At 69.2% G+C, this 22149-nt stretch carries 26 protein-coding genes; 11 read left to right on the forward strand and 15 right to left on the reverse strand.

Annotated features, from left to right (window positions below; translation table 11 throughout):
* Positions 1-4: 4 nt before the first annotated feature.
* The gene (locus ACLBV5_RS04700; protein WP_447604967.1) at positions 5-1165 is read right to left on the reverse strand and encodes a DNA cytosine methyltransferase; all 1161 of its coding nucleotides are present in this window, start codon (positions 1163-1165) and stop codon (positions 5-7) included.
* A 97-nt stretch (positions 1166-1262) separates the two neighbouring features.
* Between ACLBV5_RS04700 and ACLBV5_RS04705 the strand changes: the two genes are divergently transcribed.
* The 5 genes from ACLBV5_RS04705 to ACLBV5_RS04725 all read left to right on the forward strand — a co-directional run bounded on the left by ACLBV5_RS04705 (position 1263) and on the right by ACLBV5_RS04725 (position 4966).
* On the forward strand, positions 1263-1715 hold the full coding sequence (locus ACLBV5_RS04705) for a hypothetical protein (protein ID WP_313633758.1): 453 nt from the start codon (positions 1263-1265) through the stop codon (positions 1713-1715).
* Between the two features lie 82 nt (positions 1716-1797).
* Positions 1798-2931, forward strand: coding sequence for an acyltransferase family protein (locus ACLBV5_RS04710; RefSeq protein ID WP_025976139.1), 1134 nt, complete (start codon positions 1798-1800; stop codon positions 2929-2931).
* A 32-nt stretch (positions 2932-2963) separates the two neighbouring features.
* The gene (locus tag ACLBV5_RS04715) at positions 2964-3494 is read left to right on the forward strand and encodes a CHAP domain-containing protein (RefSeq protein WP_025976140.1); all 531 of its coding nucleotides are present in this window, start codon (positions 2964-2966) and stop codon (positions 3492-3494) included.
* A gap of 66 nt (positions 3495-3560) precedes the next feature.
* The gene (locus ACLBV5_RS04720; protein WP_447604968.1) at positions 3561-4403 is read left to right on the forward strand and encodes a tryptophan 2,3-dioxygenase; all 843 of its coding nucleotides are present in this window, start codon (positions 3561-3563) and stop codon (positions 4401-4403) included.
* 71 nt (positions 4404-4474) lie between these two features.
* Complete coding sequence (locus ACLBV5_RS04725) at positions 4475-4966, forward strand: PA2169 family four-helix-bundle protein (protein WP_253122960.1); 492 nt, start codon at positions 4475-4477, stop codon at positions 4964-4966.
* A gap of 175 nt (positions 4967-5141) precedes the next feature.
* On the opposite strand, the gene rplS is transcribed toward ACLBV5_RS04725, so the two are convergent.
* The 4 genes from rplS to ACLBV5_RS04745 form a co-directional block, all read right to left on the reverse strand.
* The gene (gene rplS / locus ACLBV5_RS04730) at positions 5142-5558 is read right to left on the reverse strand and encodes a 50S ribosomal protein L19 (RefSeq protein WP_025976143.1); all 417 of its coding nucleotides are present in this window, start codon (positions 5556-5558) and stop codon (positions 5142-5144) included.
* Between the two features lies 1 nt (position 5559).
* Entirely contained in the window at positions 5560-6285 is a 726-nt protein-coding gene (gene trmD / locus ACLBV5_RS04735) for a tRNA (guanosine(37)-N1)-methyltransferase TrmD (protein WP_121482067.1), read from the reverse strand.
* A 243-nt stretch (positions 6286-6528) separates the two neighbouring features.
* Complete coding sequence (locus tag ACLBV5_RS04740; RefSeq protein ID WP_447604969.1) at positions 6529-8364, reverse strand: DUF885 domain-containing protein; 1836 nt, start codon at positions 8362-8364, stop codon at positions 6529-6531.
* Between the two features lie 99 nt (positions 8365-8463).
* On the reverse strand, positions 8464-10128 hold the full coding sequence (locus tag ACLBV5_RS04745) for a thiamine pyrophosphate-binding protein (protein WP_447604970.1): 1665 nt from the start codon (positions 10126-10128) through the stop codon (positions 8464-8466).
* Positions 10129-10224: 96 nt separating this feature from the next.
* Here ACLBV5_RS04745 and ACLBV5_RS04750 point away from each other — a divergent pair, with 96 nt between their 5' ends.
* Both ACLBV5_RS04750 and ACLBV5_RS04755 read left to right on the forward strand, forming a co-directional pair.
* Positions 10225-10362, forward strand: coding sequence for an entericidin A/B family lipoprotein (locus ACLBV5_RS04750; RefSeq protein ID WP_003166208.1), 138 nt, complete (start codon positions 10225-10227; stop codon positions 10360-10362).
* 88 nt (positions 10363-10450) lie between these two features.
* Positions 10451-10861 carry a YidB family protein gene (locus tag ACLBV5_RS04755; RefSeq protein ID WP_447604971.1) on the forward strand — a complete coding sequence of 137 codons (411 nt, stop codon included), beginning with the start codon at positions 10451-10453 and terminating at the stop codon, positions 10859-10861.
* Between the two features lie 186 nt (positions 10862-11047).
* On the opposite strand, the gene truA is transcribed toward ACLBV5_RS04755, so the two are convergent.
* From truA to ACLBV5_RS04785, 6 genes are all read right to left on the reverse strand, one after another.
* Positions 11048-11797 (reverse strand): tRNA pseudouridine(38-40) synthase TruA, encoded by a 750-nt coding sequence (truA, locus tag ACLBV5_RS04760; protein WP_447604972.1) that lies wholly within the window; start codon positions 11795-11797, stop codon positions 11048-11050.
* A complete protein-coding gene (gene fmt / locus ACLBV5_RS04765) occupies positions 11797-12771 on the reverse strand; it encodes a methionyl-tRNA formyltransferase (protein ID WP_447604973.1) in 975 nt (324 codons plus the stop codon). The genes truA and fmt overlap by 1 nt, the downstream gene beginning before the upstream one ends.
* A 27-nt stretch (positions 12772-12798) precedes the next feature.
* Positions 12799-13014, reverse strand: coding sequence for a hypothetical protein (locus ACLBV5_RS04770; protein WP_025976151.1), 216 nt, complete (start codon positions 13012-13014; stop codon positions 12799-12801).
* Positions 13014-13586: a peptide deformylase gene (gene def / locus ACLBV5_RS04775; protein WP_253122979.1), complete on the reverse strand. Its 573-nt coding sequence runs from the start codon at positions 13584-13586 to the stop codon at positions 13014-13016. Before def ends, ACLBV5_RS04770 begins: the two co-directional genes overlap by 1 nt.
* Positions 13587-13658: 72 nt before the next feature.
* Positions 13659-14063: an acyl-CoA thioesterase gene (locus ACLBV5_RS04780; RefSeq protein ID WP_025976153.1), complete on the reverse strand. Its 405-nt coding sequence runs from the start codon at positions 14061-14063 to the stop codon at positions 13659-13661.
* 75 nt (positions 14064-14138) lie between these two features.
* Positions 14139-14912: an alpha/beta hydrolase gene (locus tag ACLBV5_RS04785; RefSeq protein WP_447604974.1), complete on the reverse strand. Its 774-nt coding sequence runs from the start codon at positions 14910-14912 to the stop codon at positions 14139-14141.
* Between the two features lie 60 nt (positions 14913-14972).
* Between ACLBV5_RS04785 and ACLBV5_RS04790 the strand changes: the two genes are divergently transcribed.
* Positions 14973-16073 carry a FecCD family ABC transporter permease gene (locus ACLBV5_RS04790; RefSeq protein WP_253122981.1) on the forward strand — a complete coding sequence of 367 codons (1101 nt, stop codon included), beginning with the start codon at positions 14973-14975 and terminating at the stop codon, positions 16071-16073.
* Positions 16070-16858 (forward strand): ABC transporter ATP-binding protein, encoded by a 789-nt coding sequence (locus ACLBV5_RS04795; RefSeq protein WP_253122983.1) that lies wholly within the window; start codon positions 16070-16072, stop codon positions 16856-16858. The genes ACLBV5_RS04790 and ACLBV5_RS04795 overlap by 4 nt, the downstream gene beginning before the upstream one ends.
* A 74-nt stretch (positions 16859-16932) precedes the next feature.
* Here ACLBV5_RS04795 and ACLBV5_RS04800 read toward each other — a convergent pair whose 3' ends face one another.
* The 4 genes from ACLBV5_RS04800 to ACLBV5_RS04815 all read right to left on the reverse strand — a co-directional run bounded on the left by ACLBV5_RS04800 (position 16933) and on the right by ACLBV5_RS04815 (position 20208).
* Complete coding sequence (locus tag ACLBV5_RS04800; protein ID WP_447604975.1) at positions 16933-18003, reverse strand: YncE family protein; 1071 nt, start codon at positions 18001-18003, stop codon at positions 16933-16935.
* Between the two features lie 35 nt (positions 18004-18038).
* On the reverse strand, positions 18039-19169 hold the full coding sequence (locus tag ACLBV5_RS04805) for an ABC transporter substrate-binding protein (RefSeq protein WP_447604976.1): 1131 nt from the start codon (positions 19167-19169) through the stop codon (positions 18039-18041).
* A 137-nt stretch (positions 19170-19306) separates the two neighbouring features.
* Positions 19307-19570, reverse strand: a complete 264-nt coding sequence (locus ACLBV5_RS04810) for a hypothetical protein (protein WP_134582234.1) — start codon at positions 19568-19570, stop codon at positions 19307-19309.
* A gap of 101 nt (positions 19571-19671) precedes the next feature.
* On the reverse strand, positions 19672-20208 hold the full coding sequence (locus tag ACLBV5_RS04815; RefSeq protein WP_313633777.1) for a hypothetical protein: 537 nt from the start codon (positions 20206-20208) through the stop codon (positions 19672-19674).
* 151 nt (positions 20209-20359) lie between these two features.
* Here ACLBV5_RS04815 and ACLBV5_RS04820 point away from each other — a divergent pair, with 151 nt between their 5' ends.
* Together ACLBV5_RS04820 and ACLBV5_RS04825 are read left to right on the forward strand one after the other, a co-directional pair.
* On the forward strand, positions 20360-21562 hold the full coding sequence (locus ACLBV5_RS04820; RefSeq protein WP_253122987.1) for a threonine ammonia-lyase: 1203 nt from the start codon (positions 20360-20362) through the stop codon (positions 21560-21562).
* A complete protein-coding gene (locus ACLBV5_RS04825) occupies positions 21543-22085 on the forward strand; it encodes an FKBP-type peptidyl-prolyl cis-trans isomerase (RefSeq protein WP_447604977.1) in 543 nt (180 codons plus the stop codon). The genes ACLBV5_RS04820 and ACLBV5_RS04825 overlap by 20 nt, the downstream gene beginning before the upstream one ends.
* Positions 22086-22149 lie beyond the last annotated feature (64 nt).

A 22149-nucleotide genomic window follows, 5' to 3' on the forward strand; every position in this document is an offset into this window, starting at 1 on the left:
CGGTTCAGGCTGCGGCTTCGGCGCTGTCGGTCAGGGCGGGCAGGAACAGGCCGCGCGTCAGGGCCGCGACGACGGGCACGGCCACGGCGTCGCCCATCAGCTTCAGCGCCGCGCTTTCGCTGGCGGGCAGGCGATAGGCCTCGTCCACGCCCATCAGCCGCGCCGCCTCGCGCCCGGTCAGGCGGCGCAGGGCGACCTGGCCGTCCTCCACGATGACCACATACTGCCGCGATGACCCGCCCGAGGGGGTGCGCAGACAGCCCGCCAGCCCGTCGAAGCGCAGCTCCAGCCGTTGCAGCTTCCGCCCGTCCTTGGTCCGCACCCGGCGGAAGGCGGCGCCCACGCGCCGTTCGCCCGAGGCCTGGATCGCCTCCAGCCGCGCCCGGTGCAGCGGCGACAGCATGGCCAGCAGGGTCTGCGCCTCCGCCTCGTCGAAGCAGGGAACGTCCGGCTCCAGCAGCGCCGCCAGATCGAGATTGCGGCGCGGCGGCGCCTCAAGCCCCCACCAGGCCCAGTTCGCCTTCAGGCTCGGCGGCAGCCGCGCCCAGGCGGCGGTCAGACGCGGCGAGTGGAAGGGCAGGGCGGGGCCTTTCAGGCGCGGCCCCTCGATCCCCCGCATGGCGATGATGAACAGGCGGGGGCGCGACTGGGGCAGCCACAGTCCGGCGTCCAGCTCCAGCGCCCCGACCGTGTAACCGGCCTCGACCATGGCCCCGCATACGGCGGCGAAGTCCTGTCCCTCGCCCGAGGTCAGCAGGCCGACCACGTTTTCCAGCACGATGACGCGCGGCGCGCGGCCCTCGGCGTCCAGCCCCTGCATCAGCTTCCAGAAGCCCCAGAAGGCACCCGACCGCTGCGCCTTCAGACCCCCGCGCGCGCCCGCCAGACTGACGTCCTGACATGGCGAGGAGGCCCAGCACAGGTCAGGCGCGCCGGGCACTTGATCGGGCGTCACCGCCCAGACGTCGCCGTGGATCAGCGGCGTGTCCGGTTGGTTGGCGCGAAAGGCGCGCGCCTTGGCCGCGTCGATGTCGTTGGCCAGGACGGTGCGGAAACCGGCGCCGTCCAGATGCAGCCCCAGCCCCGCCAGCCCGCCGCCCGCAAAGAACTCGCAGGCCGTGAAGGCGGCGCCTGAGTCTGTGGCGGGTGCGGGACGAATCGGCATGGGGCCACATTAACCCAGCCGCGCCGCTTTGGCGCCTGTCTTGACGAGGCGGCGGCGAACCCTGACCTTGGCCGACAAACCTCAGAAAGGATCGCCCATGCGCGCCGTATTCCTGTCAGCCGCCGCCCTGTCGCTGGTCCTCGCCGCCTGCTCCCAACCGGCCCAAAAGGCGCCGGAAGCCGCCAAGGCCGAGCCGCGCGTCCTAGCGGGCGTCGATCTGGACCAGCCGGTGCGCGTGCTGGGAACCGAGCCCTTCTGGGCCGTGGAGATCACGCCGCAGGGTCTGACCTATTCCGGCGTCGACCGGCCGGAGCAGAAGGCCGCGAACCCCGGCCCGACGCTTCAGGGCAATCTCGTCAGTTGGACGACGAAGACGGAAGCGGGCGCCGATCTGGCCGTCACCCTGACGGCGACCGACTGTTCGGACGGCATGAGCGACCGCACCTATCCCCTGACCGCCAAGGTCGAGATCGGCGGCGAGACCCTGACCGGCTGCGCCGCCGCCGTCGCCGCCATCGAGCGCGCGGGCGAGAGCGGCCGCGTAGAATAAGGTCAAGCTGGCGCCGGGCTTGCACTGATCCCCTCAGCGCGGCCGGGCTGTCCCCGGTCGGTTCACCGGCCAGGATGGTCTCATGACGCCCGCAGCGACGCCGATCGACATCCGTCCCCTGACTTCGCTCAGGTTCCTCGCGGCCCTGTGGGTCGTGGTCTATCTGATGTGGCCGAACCTGGCGGTCGGCGGCATGCCCGCCCTGGCGGCCAAGGGTTATCTCGGCGTCGAACTCTTCTTCGTCCTGTCGGGCTTCATCCTCAGCCACGTCTATCTGCAGGCCTTCGGCGAGAAGCGGTTCGGCTACAGAAGCTTCCTGTGGGCGCGCATAGCCCGCATCTATCCGCTGCACCTATTCACCCTGTTCGGCGTCATGGCCCTGGGCCTGGCGGCGACGGCGGCGGGCATGGCGATCGATTCCGGCATCCTCAGCTGGAAGACCCTGCTGCCCAATCTGTTGATGGTCCACGCCTGGGGCTTCGCCGGCGAGGCGGGCTGGAACCATCCGTCCTGGTCGATCTCGGCCGAGTGGTTCGCCTATCTGACCTTCCCCATTTTCGCCGCCGCCGCATGGAAGCTGCGTGATCGGCCGTGGGTGGCGACGGGGGCGGCGGCCCTGTTGCTGGCCGCCCTCTATGTCGGGTTCGAGCGCGTCGCCGGCTATCGCCTGACCGAGGCGACGTTCAAATGGGGGGCGCTGCGGATCGTGCCCTGCTTCGCCTACGGCTGCGCCCTTTATCTGGTCTATCGCCGCGCGCCCCTGCCGCGCGCGGGCTTGCTGGCTGCGGCAGCGGCGGTCGTGATGGCGTTCAGCGCCGCCCTGTTGAGCTGGGACGGGATCACTGTCCTGTCGGGCGGTCTTCTGATCCTGGCCCTGGCCAGCATTCCGGCGAGCAAGGCGGGCGTTCTGGGCTCGGCGCCCGCTGTCTATCTCGGCGAGATCAGTTACGCCGTCTATATGCTGTGCGCCCCGTGGCAGATACTGGCGGTCAATGTGGTGGCGCGTCTGATCGGAGCGGAAGACAAGCAGCTTCCGCTGGCGTTGTGGCTGGCGATCATCGCGGGACTGATTGTCGCCGCTGCGATTGTTCATCGGCTGATCGAGCGCCCGGCCCGCAGTTTCCTGCGCGGATGGGCGAAACGGCGTCGATCATCTGTGGATCGACAGGGGAAACAGTCGGAAACAGTTCTTCAACATTCTGATCCTATCGTCTAAGGCTTGTCCGCGTTCAGTCGGGAGCACGCCAGATGATGAAACGGCTCACAGCCGCCGCCCTTGCGGCGACCCTTGGGTTCTTCGCCTTCAGCACCACCCCCGCCCAAGCCGGCGACCCCTATTGGCAGTGCGTGACCTTCGCGCGCATGTTCTCGGGGATTCAGATTTTCGGCGACGCCTGGACCTGGTGGCGTCAGGCCGTCAGCAAGTTCCGCACCGGCGATGCGCCTGAGACCGGCTCGGTGCTGGTGTTCCAGCCCCACGGCCGCATGAGCGCCGGCCACGTCGCCGTCGTCTCCGACGTCCTGACCGACCGCGTGATCCGCGTCACCCACGCCAACTGGGGCGGCAGCCGCGGCAAGGTCGAAGAGAACGTCACCGTCGTCGACGTCTCCTCCTCGGGCGACTGGAGCCGGGTGAAGGTCTGGTACAACCCGATCAACGATCTGGGCACCACGGTCTATCCGACCTACGGCTTCATCTATAACGGCGCCCGCGACGCCTTCGCCAACGGCCGCCAGATGGCCGCCAACGCCGTCGCCGACGACCGCGCCGCCAACTAAGGCCAGGGCGCGGCCGCGTTGAAAAAGGGTCTGGCCCCGCCCGGCTGATCGGGCGATAGCTGGCTCATGACCGACGCAAACGACATTCGCGGACACGCTATCGAGACGGCTAAGCACGAGCCGCAGGGCGTGACCTACGCCGGCTATCTGGCGCTTGACGACATCCTGTCCGCCCAGAAGCCGCGCTCCGACCAGCATGACGAGATGCTCTTCGTCATCATCCACCAGACCAAGGAACTGTGGCTCAAGCAGATCCTGCACGAGGTGGCCCTGGCGCAGACGCTGGTGCGCGCCGGCGATCTGGTGCCCGCCTACAAGAGCCTGGCCCGCGTCAGCCGCATCCAGTCGGTGATGACCCAGAGCTGGGACATCCTGGCCACCATGACGCCCGCCGACTACCTGAAGTTCCGCGGCGACCTGGGCGCCAGCTCGGGCTTCCAGAGCGATCAGTTCCGCCGTCTGGAGACCATGCTGGGTCTGAAGGACCCTCGGTTCCTGCGCTTCCACGTCGAACGCCCCGCCGCCCATGCGGCGCTGAAGGCGGCGCTGGAATCGCCCAGCCTTTATGACGACGCCTTGCTCCAGCTGGCCAAGGCGGGCCTGCCGGTGCCCGACGCGGTGCTGAACCGCGACGTCAGCCAGTCCTATGAGGCGAACGAGGGCGTCGAGGCCGCCTGGCTGGAGGTCTATCGCGACACCGAGCGCTGGTGGCCCCTGTACCAACTGGCCGAGAAGCTGGTCGATCTGGACGACGCCCTGCTGACGTGGCGGCATAAGCACGTGGTCACGGTCGAGCGCATCATCGGCCGCCGCCAGGGCACGGGCGGCACCGACGGCGTGGGTTACCTGGTCGAGACCCTGAAGCGCCGCTGCTTCCCGGAACTCTGGTCTCTGCGCACCAAGCTGTAGAGCGCGGGCAGGTCGGCAACCTTCGCTGCTGGCAGGGATTGAACCTGTGAAACGGCCAAGGGAGGTTTCCGATGAGCGGCAACAGTCACGACATCAAGGTCCTCAACGGTCTGGTCGAGGGGCTGATCGACAGCGCCCAGGGCTATCATGAGGGCGCGGTCAACGCGCCCGGCGAGGCCTATCGCGACTGGTTCGAAGGGCGGGCGTCCGAGCGCCGCCGCGTGGCCGAAGAGCTCAAGGCGGCTGTGCGCGAGCGCGGCGGATCGCCGGAGGAGGATCGGTCCATCCTGTCCAAGGCCCAGCGCGCCTTCAGCGACATCAGCCACGCCCTGCTGCGCAACGAGGTCTCAATGATCGACACGGTCGAACGCGGCGAGGATCAGTTGAAAAGCCGGTTCGAGCGGGCCCTGGCGGACGAGGCCCTGTCGGCCACGACCAAGGAAAGCATACGCCGCGCCTATGGCGAGGTCTGCGCGGGCTCTGATCAGCTCAGCGCGTTGAAGCACAGCCTCGCGGGCGTCGGCCCGCGCTCAAGCAGCGAGCCGCCGAGCGGCGAGCGCTAGCGCACTCCACCCGCTCAAGCAGCGAGCCGCCGGGCGGCGAGCGGGAGCGCACCAAACCAGCTCAAGCAGCGAGCCGCCGCGCGGCGAGCGGTAGCGCCCTCAAAGAAGAGCACTAAAAAAGCCCCGGCGTTTCCGCCGGGGCTTTTGATCTTCAGCGCGAAGCCGAAGCCTGAAATCAGGCCTCGTCGCCCGCCTTTTCGACCGTTCCGGTGGCCGGGACGGCGACCTTGCGGGCCGTCTGGCGCTCGGCGATCCGGGCCGACTTGCCGCGACGGTCGCGCAGGTAATACAGCTTGGCGCGACGGACGACGCCGCGACGCTTCACTTCGATGGAGTCGACGTTCGGCGACAGGATCGGGAAGCGACGCTCCACGCCTTCACCAAACGAAATCTTGCGGACCGTGAAGGTCTCGTTCACGCCGCCGCCGTCACGGGCGATGCAGACGCCTTCGAACGCCTGGATGCGTTCGCGCTCGCCTTCCTTGATGCGCACGTTGACGCGCAGGGTGTCGCCCGGCTGGAAGTCGGGGATGGTCTTGCCTTCGAGCAGGCGGGCTTTTTCTTCGGCAGCGAGCTGCTGGACGATGTTCATGTCATTTCTCCGGAGCTTGTTTGCTCTTTACCTGTAAGTTGGCGAGATGCCGCTCCCAGAGATCCGGGCGCCGCTCCCGCGTCGTCGCTTCCCTTTGCTCCTGGCGCCATTTGGCGATCTTCTTGTGATCGCCTGACAACAGGACTTCCGGGATGTCGTGGCCCTCGAACGTCCGCGGTCGCGTGTACTGCGGATGCTCAAGCAGGTCGTCCTCGAAGCTCTCGGTGGACAGGCTTTCCGCCGCACCCAGAACCCCCGGAACCAACCGGACGCACGCCTCGATCGCCACCATGGCCGCCGCCTCGCCGCCGGCGAGCACCGCGTCCCCGACGGAGACCTCCTCGAACCCCCGGGCGTCGAGCACCCGCTGGTCCACCCCCTCGAAACGGCCGCACAGCACGACGATGCCGTCGGCCTTGGCCCATTCCGTAACCCGCGCCTGCGTCAGGGGTCGACCGCGTGCGCTCATGTACAAAAGCGGCCTAGGCGGGCCTTCCAGGCTGTCGAGAGCCCTGGCCACCACGTCCGCTTTCAGCACCTGACCGGGACCGCCACCCGCAGGGGTGTCGTCCAGGAAGCCGCGCTTATCTTCGGAAAACGCGCGAATGTCCAGCGTCTGCAAGTCCCACAGCCCCTTCTCGCGCCATGCGGTGCCGATCAGCGACACGCCGAGCGGTCCGGGAAAGGCCTCGGGAAACATGGTCAGGACGGTGGCGGTAAAGGGCATGGCGGCGGCTCATACACCAGAAACGCGGAAAAGACTGCCTCCCTCTCCCGGCGGGAGAGGGCTTGAGCCTCCAAGAGCGAAGCGATTGGCTAAGGCGAAAGGGTGAGGGGTTTGTCCAGTCGGCGTCAGCCGTCACGCGACGGCCTTTGGCCGACTTCCGCCGCGAACCCTCACCCTTTCGCGCAAACGATCGCTAACGCTCTCGTGCGCTCAATCCCTCTCCCATCGGGAGAGGGAAGCAGATTAGGCCGGCTGGCCGCCGCCCTTGGCGATCCAGGCGTCGACCAGGTCGCCCAGCACGTCCAGCGGCACGGCGCCCGAGCCCAGGACCACTGTGTGGAAGTCCTTGATGTCGAACTTGTCGCCCAGCGCGGCCTCGGCCTTGGCGCGCAGCTCCTCGATTTTCAGCTCGCCGATCTTGTAGCTGGTCGCCTGGCCGGGATTGGTGATGTAGCGCTCGACCTCTTTCTGGATGTCGCGCTCGGACAGCAGGGAGTTGTGGCGGAAGTAGTCCATCGCCTGCTCGCGGCTCCAGCGCTTGGCGTGCAGGCCGGTGTCGGTCACCAGACGCACCGCGCGCCACAGCTCGGTCGAGAGGCGGCCGAAGTCGGAGTAGGGGTCCTGATAGAAGCCCATCTCCTTGCCCAGGCGCTCGGAATACAGGCCCCAGCCTTCGGAATAGGCGCCGTAGCCGCCGAAGCGACGGAAGCTGGGCAGGTGCTCCATCTCCTGCGCATAGGCGATCTGGAAGTGGTGGCCCGGCGCGCCCTCGTGATAGCTGATGCCCTCGATCTGGGGCTTCAGCACCTGGGTCATGTCGGACAGGTTGACGTAGTAGATGCCGGGGCGCGAGCCGTCCGGCGCGGGCGAGTTGTAAAAGGCGATGGAGGCGGTCGCCTCACGGAACGGCTCCACCGCGCGGACCTCCAGCGGGGCCTTGGGCAGGTTGGAGAACCACTGAGGCGCCACGGCCATGACCTGGGCCACGAAGGCGCGGGCGTCGGTCAGATAGGCTTCCTTGCCCTCGGGCGTGTTCGGATACTGGAACTGCGGATCGGTCTTCAGGAAGGCGAAGAAGTCCTGCAGCGAGCCGGTGAAGCCGACCTGGGTCTTGATCGTCTCCATGTCGCGCTGGATGCGGGCGACCTCGTCCAGGCCGATCTGGTGGATCTGGTCGGCGGTCAGGTCGGTGGTGGTGGAGAGCTGCAGGCGCGCGTTGTAATAGGCCTCGCCCTGCGGCAGGCGCCACACGCCCGCGTCGCTGTCGGCCTGGGTCCGCACCTGGTCCAGCGCGGTCAGGACGGTGTCGAAGCCGCGCTTGTAAGGGCCGGTCAGGGCCGTGCGCGCCGAGGCCAGCAGCCGGTCCTGGGTCGCCTGATCGGCGTCCAGGGCGGCGATCTTCTTCTGGAAGTCGGCCCAGACCGGGTTGTCGGCGCCGCCGTCGAACGGGGCGCCGGCGATCACCGCGCGGGTGTTGTCGATCGACGGCTCGAACACGAAGCGCGGCGAGACCACGCCCTTGGCGGCGCGCGCGGTCAGGGTGTCGGCGACCTGGCCCATGTAGCGCTCGGCGGCGTTCAGGCGGGCGACATAGGCCTCGGCGTCCGCAACGCTTGAGATGCGGTGGTTGTTGATCAGGAACACCGGCAGGCCCGTGGTCGGATTGCCGTTGGCGGCGAACTGGAAGCCCCAGTCGCGCCACTGGTTCGACAGGCGCGCCTGCTGCACCCCGTGCTCGAACAGGCGCCAGGACAGGCGGCTCTGCTCGCTCAGCTTGGCCGGATCGAACTGGGCCTTCATCTGCGCCAGCTGGGCTTCCTGCAACGCCAGCGAGCGTTCGGCGGCGGCGTCGGAGACGTCGTCCAGCTTGTCGTAGTCGGTCTTGCGGCCCAGCGAGGTCATGCGCTGGGGGCTCAGCGCCACGCGCGCCTCGAAGGCCTGTTCGAAGAAGGCGTTGAGCCGCGCGTCCTCGCTTTGGGCCTCAGCGGGCGCAGCGGCGGGCGCCGCCTGCGCCATGACGGCGGGCGCCGCGGCGCAGAGCGCCAGGACGGCGACGGATGAAATCAGAAGACGACGCATGAGAAAGACCCCCCTCGGTACAATAAGGGGCGCACTCTTTCGCGAAGCGTGGCGGGACGCAAGCCGCTAAGGGGTCGCCCTCTTCCGCCGAGAGAGGGTTCAGGCGCCGCGAAGTTGCGTGATCGTCCGTCCCGGGGCGATCTGTTCGGCGTCGGTGATCAGGTGAATCAGCGCCGGGCGCCCGCCCGCCGCCGCCTCGCGCGCCGCCGCCAGAGCCGCCGGGAAGTCGCTGGTCGTCTCGCAGCGCACGGCGAAGGCGCCGAAGGCTTCGGCGTATTTGACGAAGTCGGGGTTCTTCAGCTCGGTGGCGATGACGCGGGTCGGATATTCCCGCTCCTGGTGCATGCGGATGGTGCCGAAGGCGCCGTTGTCCACGACCACCACGACGACGCCGAGGCCGTATTGGGCGGCGGTGGCAATCTCATTGGCGCTCATCATGAAGTCGCCGTCGCCGGCGATGCAGACCACCTCGCGCTCCGGCTGGGTCGCCTTGGCCCCCAGCGCGGCGGGATAGCCATAGCCCATGGCGCCCGAGGTCGGGGCCAGCTGGGTGCGGCGGGCCTGATGGCGATGGAAGCGGTGCAGCCAGGCGGCGAAATTGCCTGCGCCGTTGGTGATGATGGCGTCCTCGGGCAGGGCCTCGGCCAGATGGGCGATGACCTCGCTCATGTTGACGGCGCTCTCGACCTCGATGGGCGAGGAGAAGGCGAGGAAGTCGGCGTGGGCCGCCGCGCCCTGATCGCGCCAGGTCCGGCCCGGCTCGATGGTCGCCAAGGCCAGGGCGGCCAGCGCGTTGTCCGCCGCCGCCGACAGGGCGGGGGCCCAGACGCGGCCCAGCTCCTCCGGACCCGGATGGATGTGCACCAGGGTCTGCGCCGTCTTCGTGCGGTCCAGCAGGGTGTAGCCCTGCGTCGGATTCTCGCCCATGCGCGCGCCGATCACCAGCAGCAGGTCGGCCGCCTTGACCCGCGCCACCAGTTTGGGGTTGGGCCCCAGGCCCAGGTCGCCCGCATAGCCGGGATGGTCGTTGCGGATCAGGTCCTTGCGGCGGAAGGACAGGGCGACCGGCAGGCCCAGACGCTCGGCCCAGCCGGAAATCGCGTCGGTCGCTTCATCGCTCCAGCCCGAGCCGCCGAGGATCAGCATCGGACGTTCGGCTTGGCTCAGGCGTTCGCGCACCTGTTCGACGAAGGCCGAGTCCAGCGCGGCCTTCGCCGGAGCGACCGGACGGACGGGCGCGGGGCCGCCGTTTTCGTGCAGGATGTCCTCGGGCAGGGCGACGACGACCGGACCCATGCGGCCCTGCTGGGCGACGGCGAACGCGCGCTCCACGACCTCCACCGTGCGCTGCGGGCTTTCGATCTCGGTCGCCCACTTGGCCAGGCCGCCGAAGACCTCGCGATAGTCGACCTCCTGGAAGGCGCCGCGGCCCCGGTCGGTCAGGGCGATCTGGCCGACGAACAGGATCATGGGCGTCGAATCCTGATGCGCCGTGTGCACGCCGATGCTGGCGTGGGTCGCGCCCGGCCCGCGCGTGACCATGCAGACGCCGGGACGGCCGGTCAGCTTGCCGTAGGCCTCTGCCATGTTGGCGGCGCCCGCCTCGTGGCGGCAGACGATGACCTCGATCTTGTCGCGCACGTCGGCCAGGGCGTCGAGCACGGCCAGATAGCTCTCGCCCGGCACGCAGAAGACCTTGTCGACCCCGTTCATCACCAGGGTTTCGACCAGACGGCGGGCGGCGGTGTCAGAAGCTTGCGTCATGCTTTGGCCGTTAGCAGATCGGAGGATATGTTGGCCATGCAACCTTACGGCCAAGCTTCACGTTGAAGCGCTCTATCGATCTACGGGGATTTCATCATGCGCAAGCTCATCGTTCTGGGCGTCATCGCCGCCGCCCTGACCACCGCCGCCTGCAACACGGTGTCCGGCATCGGCCGCGACCTGTCCGCCGCCGGTCAGGCCGTCACCTCGGGCTCGGAACGCGCCAAGAGCTGAGGCGCCCGCCGGCGCCCGGCGCCATGTTTTACCTTCCGGCGGCGAACGGGTCGGAAAAACCGACTAACGTGACGCCTCAATCGGAGGAATGAGCATGGGACTTCTGGATAATATCCTGGGCGGTCTGGGCGACGGCGCGGCTGGGGGCGTGGCCGATCTGCTGAAAAGCCAGGGCGGGGTGTCGGGCCTGACGGAAAAGTTCGGCCAGAAGGGGCTGGGCGATGTGGCGGCCTCGTGGGTTGGCAAGGGCGGCAACGCCCCGATCAGCGCCGAGCAGATCGCCGCCGTGATCGGCTCCGGCCCCATCGCCGACTTCGCCAAAAAGCTGGGCGTCTCGCCGGAACAGGCCAGCGCGACGCTGGCCGCCGTCCTGCCCCAGGTCATCGACCGCCTGACGCCGGACGGCGCGGCCGCCGGCGCTGACGATATGCTGGGCGGTCTTCTGAACAACCTGCCGGGCGGCCTCGGCGGCGCCCTGGGCGGTCTGTTCAAGCGGTAGAGGCGAGACGCCAGAAGCTGCCCTTTTTCTCTCCGTCATCCTCGGGCTTGACCCGAGGATCGGACTTTCCGCCCGCTCGACGGTGGCCGGCTAGGGCGACAGTGCGGGGCCTCTACATGCCGCTGCAGAGCCGACGGCTCGATCCTCGGGTCAAGCCCGAGGATGACGGAGAGCAGGGGCGAGGCGTCAGGTTTCCGTCTCATAGGTGACGCCCGTCAGGTACAGCCCATCTGACGGCGCCACCGGACCGCAGCGCGCGCGGTCCCTGGCCGCCAGGGCTTCGGCCAGGTCGGCGGGGCTCCAGCGGCCCAGGCCGACTTCGGCGAGGCTGCCCGCCATCGAGCGCACCTGCCGATGCAGGAAGCTGCGCGCCTCGAACACCAGGTGCACCTCTTCGCCGATGCTGGCGACGCGGGCCACGTCCAGCGTCTTGACCGGGCTGGCCGCCTGACAGGCGGCGTCGCGGAAGGTGGTGAAGTCGTGCTGGCCGATCAGATGTTGCGCCGCCGCGTGCATGGCCTCGACGTCCAGCGGCTTCTTGACGTGCCACACCCGGCCCCGGTCCAGCGCCGGGCGGCCGGGCCGGTTCAGGATGCGATACAGGTATTTACGCCCGGTCGCGGTGAAGCGCGCGTGCCAGTCGTCGCTGACGGGCGTGCAGTCCAGAACCGCGACCGCTTCCTTCACCAGATGGGCGTTCAGGGCGTTCATCACCGTCTGCGCCGGCCACTCCTTGTCCAGATCGACATGGCAGGTCTGGCCCGTGGCGTGGACGCCCGTGTCGGTGCGCCCGGCGGCGGCGATGCGCACGCTCTGACCGCTGAAGGCCGTAATCGCCGTCTCAATAGCGCCCTGGACGGTCGGCTGGTCGGTCTGAGCCTGAAAGCCGTTGTAAGCGGAGCCGTCGTATTCGACCGTGAACCGATACCGGGGCATTATCCTTGGGGGCCGCGCTCAGAAGGCTCCGCATTCTCGACCCGACGCGCCCCGTCCAGCCCGGTTCCGGCGGGGAGGGGAAAGCCGCGCAGCATTTCCTCGGCCGACTGCGCGGCCTTGCCCGGACGCTGCACGCGGGTCAGGCGCACCGCGCCGGTTCCGCAGGCGACCGTCAGGGCGTCGTCCAGCACCTGACCGGCCGGGCCTTCGCCGTCGGCCAGAGCCGACATCAGGGCCTTGATGCGGACCGGCTCGCCGTCGGCCTCGACCTCGAACCAGGCGCCGGGGAAGGGCGACAGCCCGCGGATGTGGGCGTCCACCTCGGCCGCCGGGCGGGTCCAGTCGATGCGGGCTTCGGCGGAGGTGATCTTTTTGGCGTAGGTCGGCTCGCCTGCCTGCTGCGTCTCGGTGAAGCCGCCGCGCTCGATGGCCGCCAGGGCGCGGGGCCACAGGGCGGCGCCGACATGGGCCATGCGGTCGCTGAGGCTGGCGGCCGTGTCGTCGGCGTAGATGTCCATCAGTTCCGACAGGATGATGGCGCCTTCGTCCAGGCCCTCGCTCATCCGCATGATCTGGGCGCCGGTCTGGCGATCCCCGGCCATGATGGCGCGCTGGATCGGAGCGGCCCCGCGCCAGCGCGGGAGCAGCGAGCCGTGCAGGTTGAAGCAGCCCAGGCGCGGCGCATCCAGCACCTCCGCCTTCAGGATCTGGCCGTAGGCGACGACGCAGGCGGCGTCGAGGTCCAGGCTCTTGAAGGTGTCGATGGCTTCAGGGGCCTTCATGCTTTCGGGCGTGAAGACCGGCAGGCCCATGGCCTCGGCGAAGGCGTGAACCGGCGACGGCGTCAGCTTCTGGCCCCGGCCCTTGGGGCGCGGCGGTTGCGAATAGACGGCGACGATCTCGTGCCCCGAGGCGATCAGCTCGGCCAGCGACGGCACGGCGAAGTCGGGGGTTCCCATGAAGGCTAGGCGCATGGGCAGGCCTTTAGACCGTGGGGCCGATTACATCCAGCGGGTATAGACGCCGCCGCCTTCGTCCCACTCGCCGCCCGCATCCAGGGCGTCGTCGAAATCGAGCAGCCGGTCGACGATCAGGCCCGCCACCACGCCGACGGCGGCGACCGCCACCAGGGTCGCCAGGCTGGCGACGCCGACCTTTTCGTTGCGGGTCAGACGGCGACGCTCTCTCTGATCGATGATGCGGGTCTTGCGGGACATCAGGCGGCCAACCTCGCTTGTTTCTTGACCTTGGCGACCGCGCGGTCGCGGCGCAGGCGCGACAGGTGGTCGATGAACAGGACGCCGTTCAAATGGTCCAGTTCGTGCTGGAAGCAGACGGCGTAAAGGCCCTCGATCTCTTCCTCGATCGTCTCGCCCTGATAGTTCAGGTAGCGAACGCGCACGCGGGCCGGACGCTCGACCGAGTCGAAATAGGTCGGCACCGACAGGCAGCCTTCCTCGTAGGAGAACATCTCCTCGGAGGACCACAGGATTTCCGGGTTGACGAAGAAGCGCGGGTTGCGGCGCTCCAGCGCCTCTTCCTCGGTCTGCGGCTCGTCAGAGGCGCCCTCGACCGGCTTGTCGCCCAGGTCCATGACGACCACGCGGGTCAGTTCGCCGATCTGCGGCGCGGCCAGGCCGATGCCGGGCGCGTCGTACATCGTCTCCAGCATGTCATCCATCAGGGCGCGCACGGCGTCGGTCACCCCGCCCTCGACGGGCGCGGCGACGGTCTTCAGGATCGCCAGATCGGCGGCGTTATCGATAGTCAGGATGCGACGAATGGCCATGCGGGGGAGGTAGGGCCGCCGCCCCCGAAGGTCAAGAATTTCCGACTGTCGCGCTGGGACTTCCGGCCGTCCTCAGGCCGGCGGCACCTCGCGCGGTTTGCGGTCCTGGTCGATGGCCACATAGGTGAAGACGCCCTCGGTCACGCGGACCGACAGGGCCTCGGCCTGGCCGCGCGCCCGCTTCCAGGCCTCGACATGCACGCGGATCGAGGTGCGGCCGACGCGGATGATCTTGGCGTAGGTGGACACCTCGTCGCCGACCGACACCGGCTGGTGGAACACCATGCCGTCCAGCGCCACGGTGGCGCAGCGGCCGCCCGCGCGCTCGAACGCCGGGGTCGCTCCGGCCAGGTCCATCTGCGCCAGCAGCCAGCCGCCGAAGATGTCGCCCTCGGGATTGGTGTCGGCCGGCATGGCGATGACGCGGCCGACGGGCTGGCCTTCAGGCAGGGTGGCGATGGGCTTTTCGTCGGACACGGCGATTTCTCGATCAGGCGGAGGGGAGGGCGGATTTCATGCGCCCTTGGGCTCCAAGGCGCAAGTTCCGTGCGTCTAAGTTCGCGAACGCGCGGCGAATCTCAGGATGGCGGGCAGGCTGGCGAACGGCGTCGATCCGTGGTCCTCGTCGGCCAGGACCGAGACGGCCGCGCCGGCGGCCCCCGCCAGATCGCGCAGGTTGGAGACCATGCGCCGCGCCAGATGCGGGCCGGGCAGGCCGGGCGCCTCCTCCTGCGCGCCGACGGCCAGGAACAGTTCGCTTTGGGCCTGCGACGGCTGGGCGTCGATGACGGCGGGGTTCCACCAGATCGACGGGCTGAGGGCGGCGAAGCGGGCGAAGGGCGCCGAGCGGGCGCGCGCCTCCAGCACGAACTGGCCGGACATGGAGTGGCCCATCAGAACGGCGCGCGTCGGGTCGGCGCCATGCTGGACCGCCAGCGGCAGCACATCATCGACCAGTCGGCGCAGCAGGCCGGCGCCGCGCGGGGCAGGCGCGCCGTCGCCCCTGTCGGGGCCAGGCGTAAAGGCGAAGGCCCCCACACGCTCGGCGCCGGGGGCCAGGGCCACGCCCATCACCATCATCGGCCCCACGCGCGTCTTTTGCGGGCGGCGGGCCAGGCGGCGCGCGCACTCGGCGGCGGCGGTGAAATAGGCCTCGCCCTCCAGCACGACCAGCAGGGGCCAGCCCTCAGCCGGCGGCTCGCCGTCGGGCGCGCTCAGCCACAGGGTCAGGCCAGGGGCCTCGCCCTCGGCGGCCAGGCTCAGGGCGCGGCAACCGCCGGACAGGGGCGGCGCGCAGGGCGAAAAGACGCAAGCGGCGGAATCCATGGCTTCACCCTAGCCCATCTCGGCCCCGAGATGTATTGCGACGCAGTCGCTGAATGGAGTGTGCTGTTGGCGAGTCTCGAACCTGTCGCGTCCAAGGCGGCCTCCGGCGCGACGCCCGGCGCCACGCCCGACGCGATCGCGGCCTATGGGCGCGACGTGCGCTTACGGTTCCTGGCCATCGGCGGGCTGGCGGCTCTGGCCCTGTGCAGCCTGCTGCTGGACGTGGTGACCGGGCCGTCGTCGATGTCGCCTCTGACGGTGCTCCAGGGCGTGTTCGATCCGTCCAGCCTGTCGACGGCCCAGCAGGCCATCGTCTGGCAGGTGCGCCTGCCCTACGCCCTGATGGCGATGATGGTCGGCGCCGCCCTGGCCCTGGCCGGGGCCGAGATGCAGACGGTGCTGAACAATCCGCTGGCCAGCCCCTTTACGCTGGGCGTGTCCTCGGCCGCCTCCTTCGGCGCCTCCCTGGCCATCGTGCTAGGCGTGGGGGCCAGCTTCATCGGCGCCGACTGGCTGGTGCCGCTGAACGCCTTCGTCTTCGCTTTCGGCTCGGTGCTGGCGCTTCAGGCCCTGGCGCGGATGAAGGGCTCGGGCGTCGAGAACATCGTCCTGTTCGGCATCGCCCTCGTCTTCGCCTTCAACGCCCTGACGGCGCTGGTGCAGTTCCTGTCCTCGGCCGAGGCGCTGCAGCAACTGGTGTTCTGGACCATGGGCTCGCTGTCGCGCGCCACCTGGGGCAATGTCGGGGCGCTGGGCCTAGTGCTGGCGGCGGTCGCGCCCTTTTCCCTGCTGTCCTCTCGCGGCCTGACGGCGCTTCGCCTCGGCGAGGACCGGGCCATGAGCTTTGGCGTCGACGTGAAGCGCCTGCGCTTCCTGTCGCTGCTGCGCGTCAGCCTGTTGTCGGCGACGGCCGTGGCCTTTGTCGGCGCTATCGGCTTCATCGGTCTGGTCGGGCCGCACATCGCCCGCCTGCTGGTGGGCGAGGATCACCGCTTCTTCCTGCCCGCCAGCATCCTGTCGGGGGCCGTCATCATGTCGCTGGCCTCGGCGGCGTCCAAGATCATCGTGCCGGGCGTGCTGATGCCGGTCGGCATTGTCACCGCCGTGATTGGGGTGCCGGTCTTCCTGGTGCTGATCTTCCGCAACGGAGGACGGGCATGAGCGGGCTGCACATCCAGAACCTCAGCGCCGGCTATGGCGGCCGCCCCATCGTCGAGGGCCTCACCCTGCCGCTGCTCAGCCCCGGCGAGGTGGTGTCGGTGGTCGGCCCGAACGGCGCGGGCAAAAGCACCTTCCTGCGGGCCCTCGCTGGTCTGATCCCAGCCCACGGGACGATCCGGCTGGACGAGACGGAGCTGACCGGCCTGTCGCTGGCCGACCGGGCCAAGCGCGTCACCTACATGCCCCAGACCCTGCCGCAGGGCGTGGCCCTGAGCGTGCTGGAGACGGTGGTCGCCTCGATCCGCGCCACGCCGCTGGGCGGCGCCAGCTTCACCGACCAACAGGCGGTCGAGCGCGCCTATGAGGTGCTGCAACGCATCGGCGCCGAGGCTCTGGCCGGGCAGCGTCTGGACCGGCTGTCAGGCGGCCAGAAACAGCTGGCGGGCCTGGCCCAGGCCTTGGCGCGCGAGCCGCGCCTGTTGCTGCTGGACGAGCCGACCAGCGCCCTGGACCTGCACTATCAGTTGCGCGTGCTGGACCTGGCGCGCGAGGCGGCGGCCGAGCGGGGCATGACGGTGATGATCGTCCTGCACGACCTGCAGGCGGCGGCGCGCGTCTCGGACCGGATCGCCGTCATGGCCAAGGGGCGGCTGGTCGCCTTCGGCACGCCGGACGAAGCCGTCACGCCCGCCATCCTGGCTGAGGTCTATCGCGTCTCGGCCCGCGTCCAGCGCTGCGATCGCGGCGTGCTGCAGGTGATGATCGACGACGTACTGACGAGCTGACCAGTCAGCGTCATCCGACAAAAAGGCCCGGCTGCTTCTGCGGCCGGGCCTTTCCTTATGGGCTCACTTCAGGATTAGGGACGGATCAGCGTCACCACGTCGCCGGTCGGGTCGACCGGGACCGGCGTGCCGGCCGGGGCGCCGCGCGGCAGGCCGCGCGCCTTGTTCGAGACGTAGACGGCGTTGGTCGCGCGATCGATGGCGATGGTCTGGGGGAAGGTCCCGGTCTCAAGGTTCGCCTTCACGGCATAGGTGTCCGAATCCAGCACCGTCACCGTGCCCGCCTGACGGTTGGCGACGTAGATCTGCTTGACCGCGCCGTTATAGGCGACGCTCAACGCGCCCGCGCCGGTGGCGGCTTTGTGGATCAGGGCGCCGGTGTCGGCGTTCAGCACCGTCAGCTCGCCCGACTTCTGGTTGGCGACGAACAGGCGGCGACCTTCGGAATCGACGGCGACGTTGATGGCGGAATCGCCGTGCGACGGCCATTTGCCGACCGTCTCGCCGGTGGCCAGGTCGATGGCGGCGACTTCATTGCTGCTCATGCCCGTGACGTAGAGGCGGTTGGTCGCGGGATCGAACGCCGCGCCCGTCAGGCCGCCGACGGTGGCCGTGATGGTGCGCTCGACCATATTGGTCGCGCCGTCGATGACCCAGATCAGGTTCGGCTTGGCGGCGTCGCCCGCCTCGCCGCCGACGACGCTGACGTAGACCTTGTTGTTCGCCTCATCGACGACGACCTGGCGGACGTGAGCGCCTTCTTCGTCGCCGTTGCGGATGGTGGAGATGACTTCTCCCGTGCGGGCGTTGATGGCCGTGACCGCGCCGGCGCGGGTGTCGGTGCCGTACAGGACCTGGGTGCGGGTGTTCAGGTTCAGGCCGTAGAGCGGATTGGCCGAGACGTCGACCGAGGACTCCGGCGCCAGGCTCTGGCCCTGCAGGCGAACGATCTGGGCCTGATTGGCGCCGCGCGGGCCGACGGCGGCGACATAGAGGTCGTTGTCGGCCGGGTTGAAGACGATCTCATAAAGGCCGCCGGGGGCGACCTTGACGGTCTTCTCGATCGTCTGGGCCGAGGCGGTCGACGCGATCGCCAGGGCGGCGAAGGCGGCGACGGTCATCAGGCCGTGGCGCAGGGTGGTCATGGCGGTTCTCCGTGGTGAAATCAGGCGGCGGAATATCAGGCAGTGGGGACCAGATCGGTCCAGTAGTCCCCGCGATAGGGGACGGCCAGGAAGTCCTTGTTGATCGCGTCCAGCGTCGCGCGCGGGTCCAGATCGGCGAACAGCTCGGGCTGGATCCACTTGGCCAGCACCTCTGTGGCGACGATGTCGATGGGCGAGTTGATCAGCTGGTGCGACAGGCCGTGCACCTTGCCCTCGCGCACCGCTTTCAGGGTCGACAGGCCGCGCCGTCCGGCCACCCGGCGCAGCGAGGCGCGCGAGGTCTCAGCGTCGTATTTCGGACCGACGACGAAGCCGCCGGTCTTCTCCAGGTGCGGGCCGCCGGTGGCGATGTAGATGTCGGGATCGCGCTCGACCACGAACTCGAGGTTCAGCTTGCCCGACGGCTGTTTCAGCACCTCGGCGCCGATGTTGCGGGCGCCGACGAAGGTCAGATAGTCGCCGATGTTCCCGGCCCCGACCGAGTTGCAGCAGTCCGGCCCGTTGCCCGCGTGGGCCTCCAGGAAGACGGTCGGCTTCTGCGCGTCCGTCAGCCCGGCGACGCGCTCGGAGATGGTTTTCAGCTTCGCCGCGCGGAAAGCGTTGTAGGCTTCGGCCTGTTCCTCGCGGCCGATCATGGCGCCCAGCAGCGACAGGCTGCGCGGCTGATTCTCGAACGGGTGCTGGAAGAAGTCGATATAGGCGACGCGCACGCCGGCCTGCTCCAGTTGCGCCGTCTGGGCGTCGGTCGGGCCGGAATCCAGCGACACCAGGGCGACCTGCGGCTGGGCGCCCAGCACCGCCTCGACGTTGAAGGCGGCGGCCGAACTGGGCGTCTTGGGCAGGCTGGCCAGCGCCGGGGATTTCTCCAGATAGGCGGCGTAGATTTCCGGGCTGAGTCGGTTCACGTCGCCCGCCCAGGCGGCCAGCAGGCTGACCGGATCGGGGTGGATCAGCGACAGAGCGATCAGGAAACGGCTGTCGTCGATCGACAGCTTCGTCACCGGCGGGGTGATCGCCACGGGTCGCTCGCGCAGGTCGGTCAGCAGCGACGACGGCGCGGCCTCATCACGCCGCGCGCAAGCGCCGGTTCCGGCGGCAAACAGGGCGGCCGCGCCCAGCAGAAGGGCGCGACGGCCCGGTTTCAATGGGGTCGCAGCTCCGGTCGTCAAGCGTCTCATTCCCATGCATCGTCAAGATGGATGGGATAGTAATAATCACTCGCACTTGCAAGCGCATTGATCGGACATGCTGACGCACAGGGTCCGCCGCGCGAGGGCTCGGATCAGGGGGCGGGCGGCGTCGGCAGGCTGGGCGAAGGCGCCTCGGCCGCGAGCGTAGCCGAGCTCGCCGGCGTCCCCACCAGGAAGGGCCCCAGGGCGAAGGCGGCCGCGGCGGCGCCCGCCGACAGGGCCAGGACCGCGACCACCACATAGGCGGTCATGGCGCGCGCGCGACGGCGGCGTGAACCGCTCGATCTGACGTGCGTGATCAGCACATACTGTCGATTGCTGAAGGCCTCGGAGCCCACGATGTTATGCTGGGACAAGAATACGCTCCCGACTGTCCTGTAGCGGACGAGTCAGAGAGCGGTCCGATAAGGCCAAAGGATGGCGAACGTCGGTCGGATTTTGTAATTCGCCTGCGTTGTCAATGGCCAAGGTTGACGTTGATCGCGCGTCCGCCGCGGGTCTGGACCCGTCGCATCACCACCACGATCTCGTCTCCCGCCTTGACCGGGGAGATCAGGAACCAGCCGCCGTCGGGCAAGCGGGTGAAGCGGAACCCGTTGTCGGTGCAGGCTTCCGCGCGCTCGAACGACCGATAGTCCGCGCCCTGTTCGCCGGCGGAGCGGGCGCGCACCACGGCGGCCGGCACGGCGGCGCGATCGGTCGATCCGTACAGGCGCTGCATGCGCGCGCGGGTGTAGGGGGTGTCGGGGATCAGGCCGACATTGCCGACGCACTGGAAGGCGCGGCCGTCCTGAATGAATTCGACGCGGCCGTTGATCGAGCCTTGGCCGGCGCGGGCGGACCAGGCGAAGTCGTCGGCCGTGAACACGGCCGGGCCGCTGGTCCCGCCGCCCATCGGCGTGGTGGCGCAGGCGGCCAGCGTCAGGCCGGCGAGGGCGACGGCGGCGAGGGCGATGCGGCGCGGGCGGCGCGCGTTCGAGGGGCGGTCGGTCATCGTGTGTGGGCTCCGGCTTTGCTCGATCAGGCGTGTTCCGGCATGAGCCCCGTCGCAGGGGTGAGTCAAGGTTGCCCGCCGCCGCAGCCTGTTCCACAAGAGGCGCAGCAGACCGGACGACAGAGGCCGGCCACAGTGTTTTAGGGACTTCATGACCGTCACCATCGACGACATCCGCGAGGCGCAAAAACGCATCGCCGGCCAGGTCGACCGCACGCCCGTCCGTTATTCCCGCCGCTTATCGCAACTGACCGGCGCCGAAATCTGGATCAAGTTCGACAATCTGCACTTCACCGGCAGCTTCAAGGAGCGCGGTGCCCTGAACCGGCTGATGCAGCTGACGCCGGACGAGAAGAAGCGCGGCGTCGTCGCCGCCTCGGCCGGCAACCACGCCCAGGCCCTGGCCTACCATGGCGGCCGCCTCGGCGTGCCGGTGACCATCGTCATGCCCGAGGGCACGCCCTTCGTGAAGGTGGACGGCACCCGCGCCCACGGCGCCAATGTCGTCATCCACGGCCTCGACTTCTCGGCCTCGACCGAGGAGGCCAAGCGGCTCCAGGCCGAGCACGGCTACGTCTTCGTCTCGGCCTTCGACGATGAAGGCATCGTGGCGGGGCAGGGGGTCTGCGGCCTGGAGTTCGTCGAGGACGCGCCCGATCTGGACGCCCTGATCATCCCCATCGGCGGCGGCGGTCTGATCGCCGGCAGCGCCATCGCCGCCAAGGCCATCAAGCCGGACATCAAGATCTTCGGCGTCGAGGCGGCGCGCTATCCGTCCTTCACCGCGCGCCGTCGCGGCGAGCCCGCCAAATGCAGCGGCCAGACCATCGCCGAGGGCATCGCCATCAAGGCGGTGGGCGAGATCCCCTTCGCTTTGGCTGATGCGCTGATCGACGAGGTCTTCGTCTGCGAGGAGGCGGATTTCGAAAAGGGCGTGGCCCTGCTGGCGACGCTGGAGAAGACGGTGGCCGAGGGCGCCGGGGCCGGCGGCCTGGCCGCCATCCTGGCCAACCCCGAGCGCTTCAAGGGCATGAAGATCGGCGTCGAGCTGACCGGCGGCAACATCGACGCGCGCATGCTGGCCGTGGTGCTGAACCGCGAAATGGTCCGCGAGAAACGCCTGATCGTCTATCGCATCCTGGGCGACGACCGCCCCGGCATGCTGTCGGCCATGGCCGCCGTCATCGGCGGTTTGGGCGGCAACATCATCGACGTCGTGCACAACCGGCTGGCGCTGGACGTGCCCGCCAAGGGCGCCGAGTTCGACATCATGGTCGAGACCCGCGACGCCCGTCATGCCGAGGAAATCGGCGCCGCCTTGAAGGACCAGGGTTATGAACTTCGCATGGGCTGAACGCCCCGCCGCCGCCGCCCTCGCCGCGACCGCCCTCTTGGCCCTGGCCGCCTGCGGCCGCCCGGCCGCCGCGCCCGAGGACCTGGCCAAGAACGCCGCCGAATCCGCCGCCTTCATGAAGCAGAACGCGACGGAAGAGGGGGTGAAGGCCCTGCCGTCCGGCCTGCAGTACAAGGTCGTGGCCTCCGGCCCGGCCGGCGGCGTCAGCCCCGACCGCAACGACCTCGTCCGCGTCGATTACGAGGGCACGCTGACCGACGGCACGGTGTTCGACAGCTCGTTCAAGCGCGGCGCCCCGGCGGTCTTCTCGCCCGAGGGCGTGGTGCCCGGCTGGACCGAGGCCCTGCAGCTGATGAAGCCCGGCGACGAGTGGATCCTCTTCCTGCCGCCCGAACTGGGCTACGGCGAGATGGGCGGCCCGCCGATGATTCCCGGCAACGCCGTGCTGGTGTTCCGCCTCAAGCTGCTGGACGTTGCGCCGGTCCCCGGCGGCGGGCGCGGCGTCGGCCAGGCGATGGGGTAAAGCGTCTTCCTTCTCCCCTTGGGGGAGAAGGTGGGCGCCGCAAGGCGCTCGGATGAGGGGTGTC

This window comes from Brevundimonas sp. M1A4_2e (assembly GCF_053345555.1).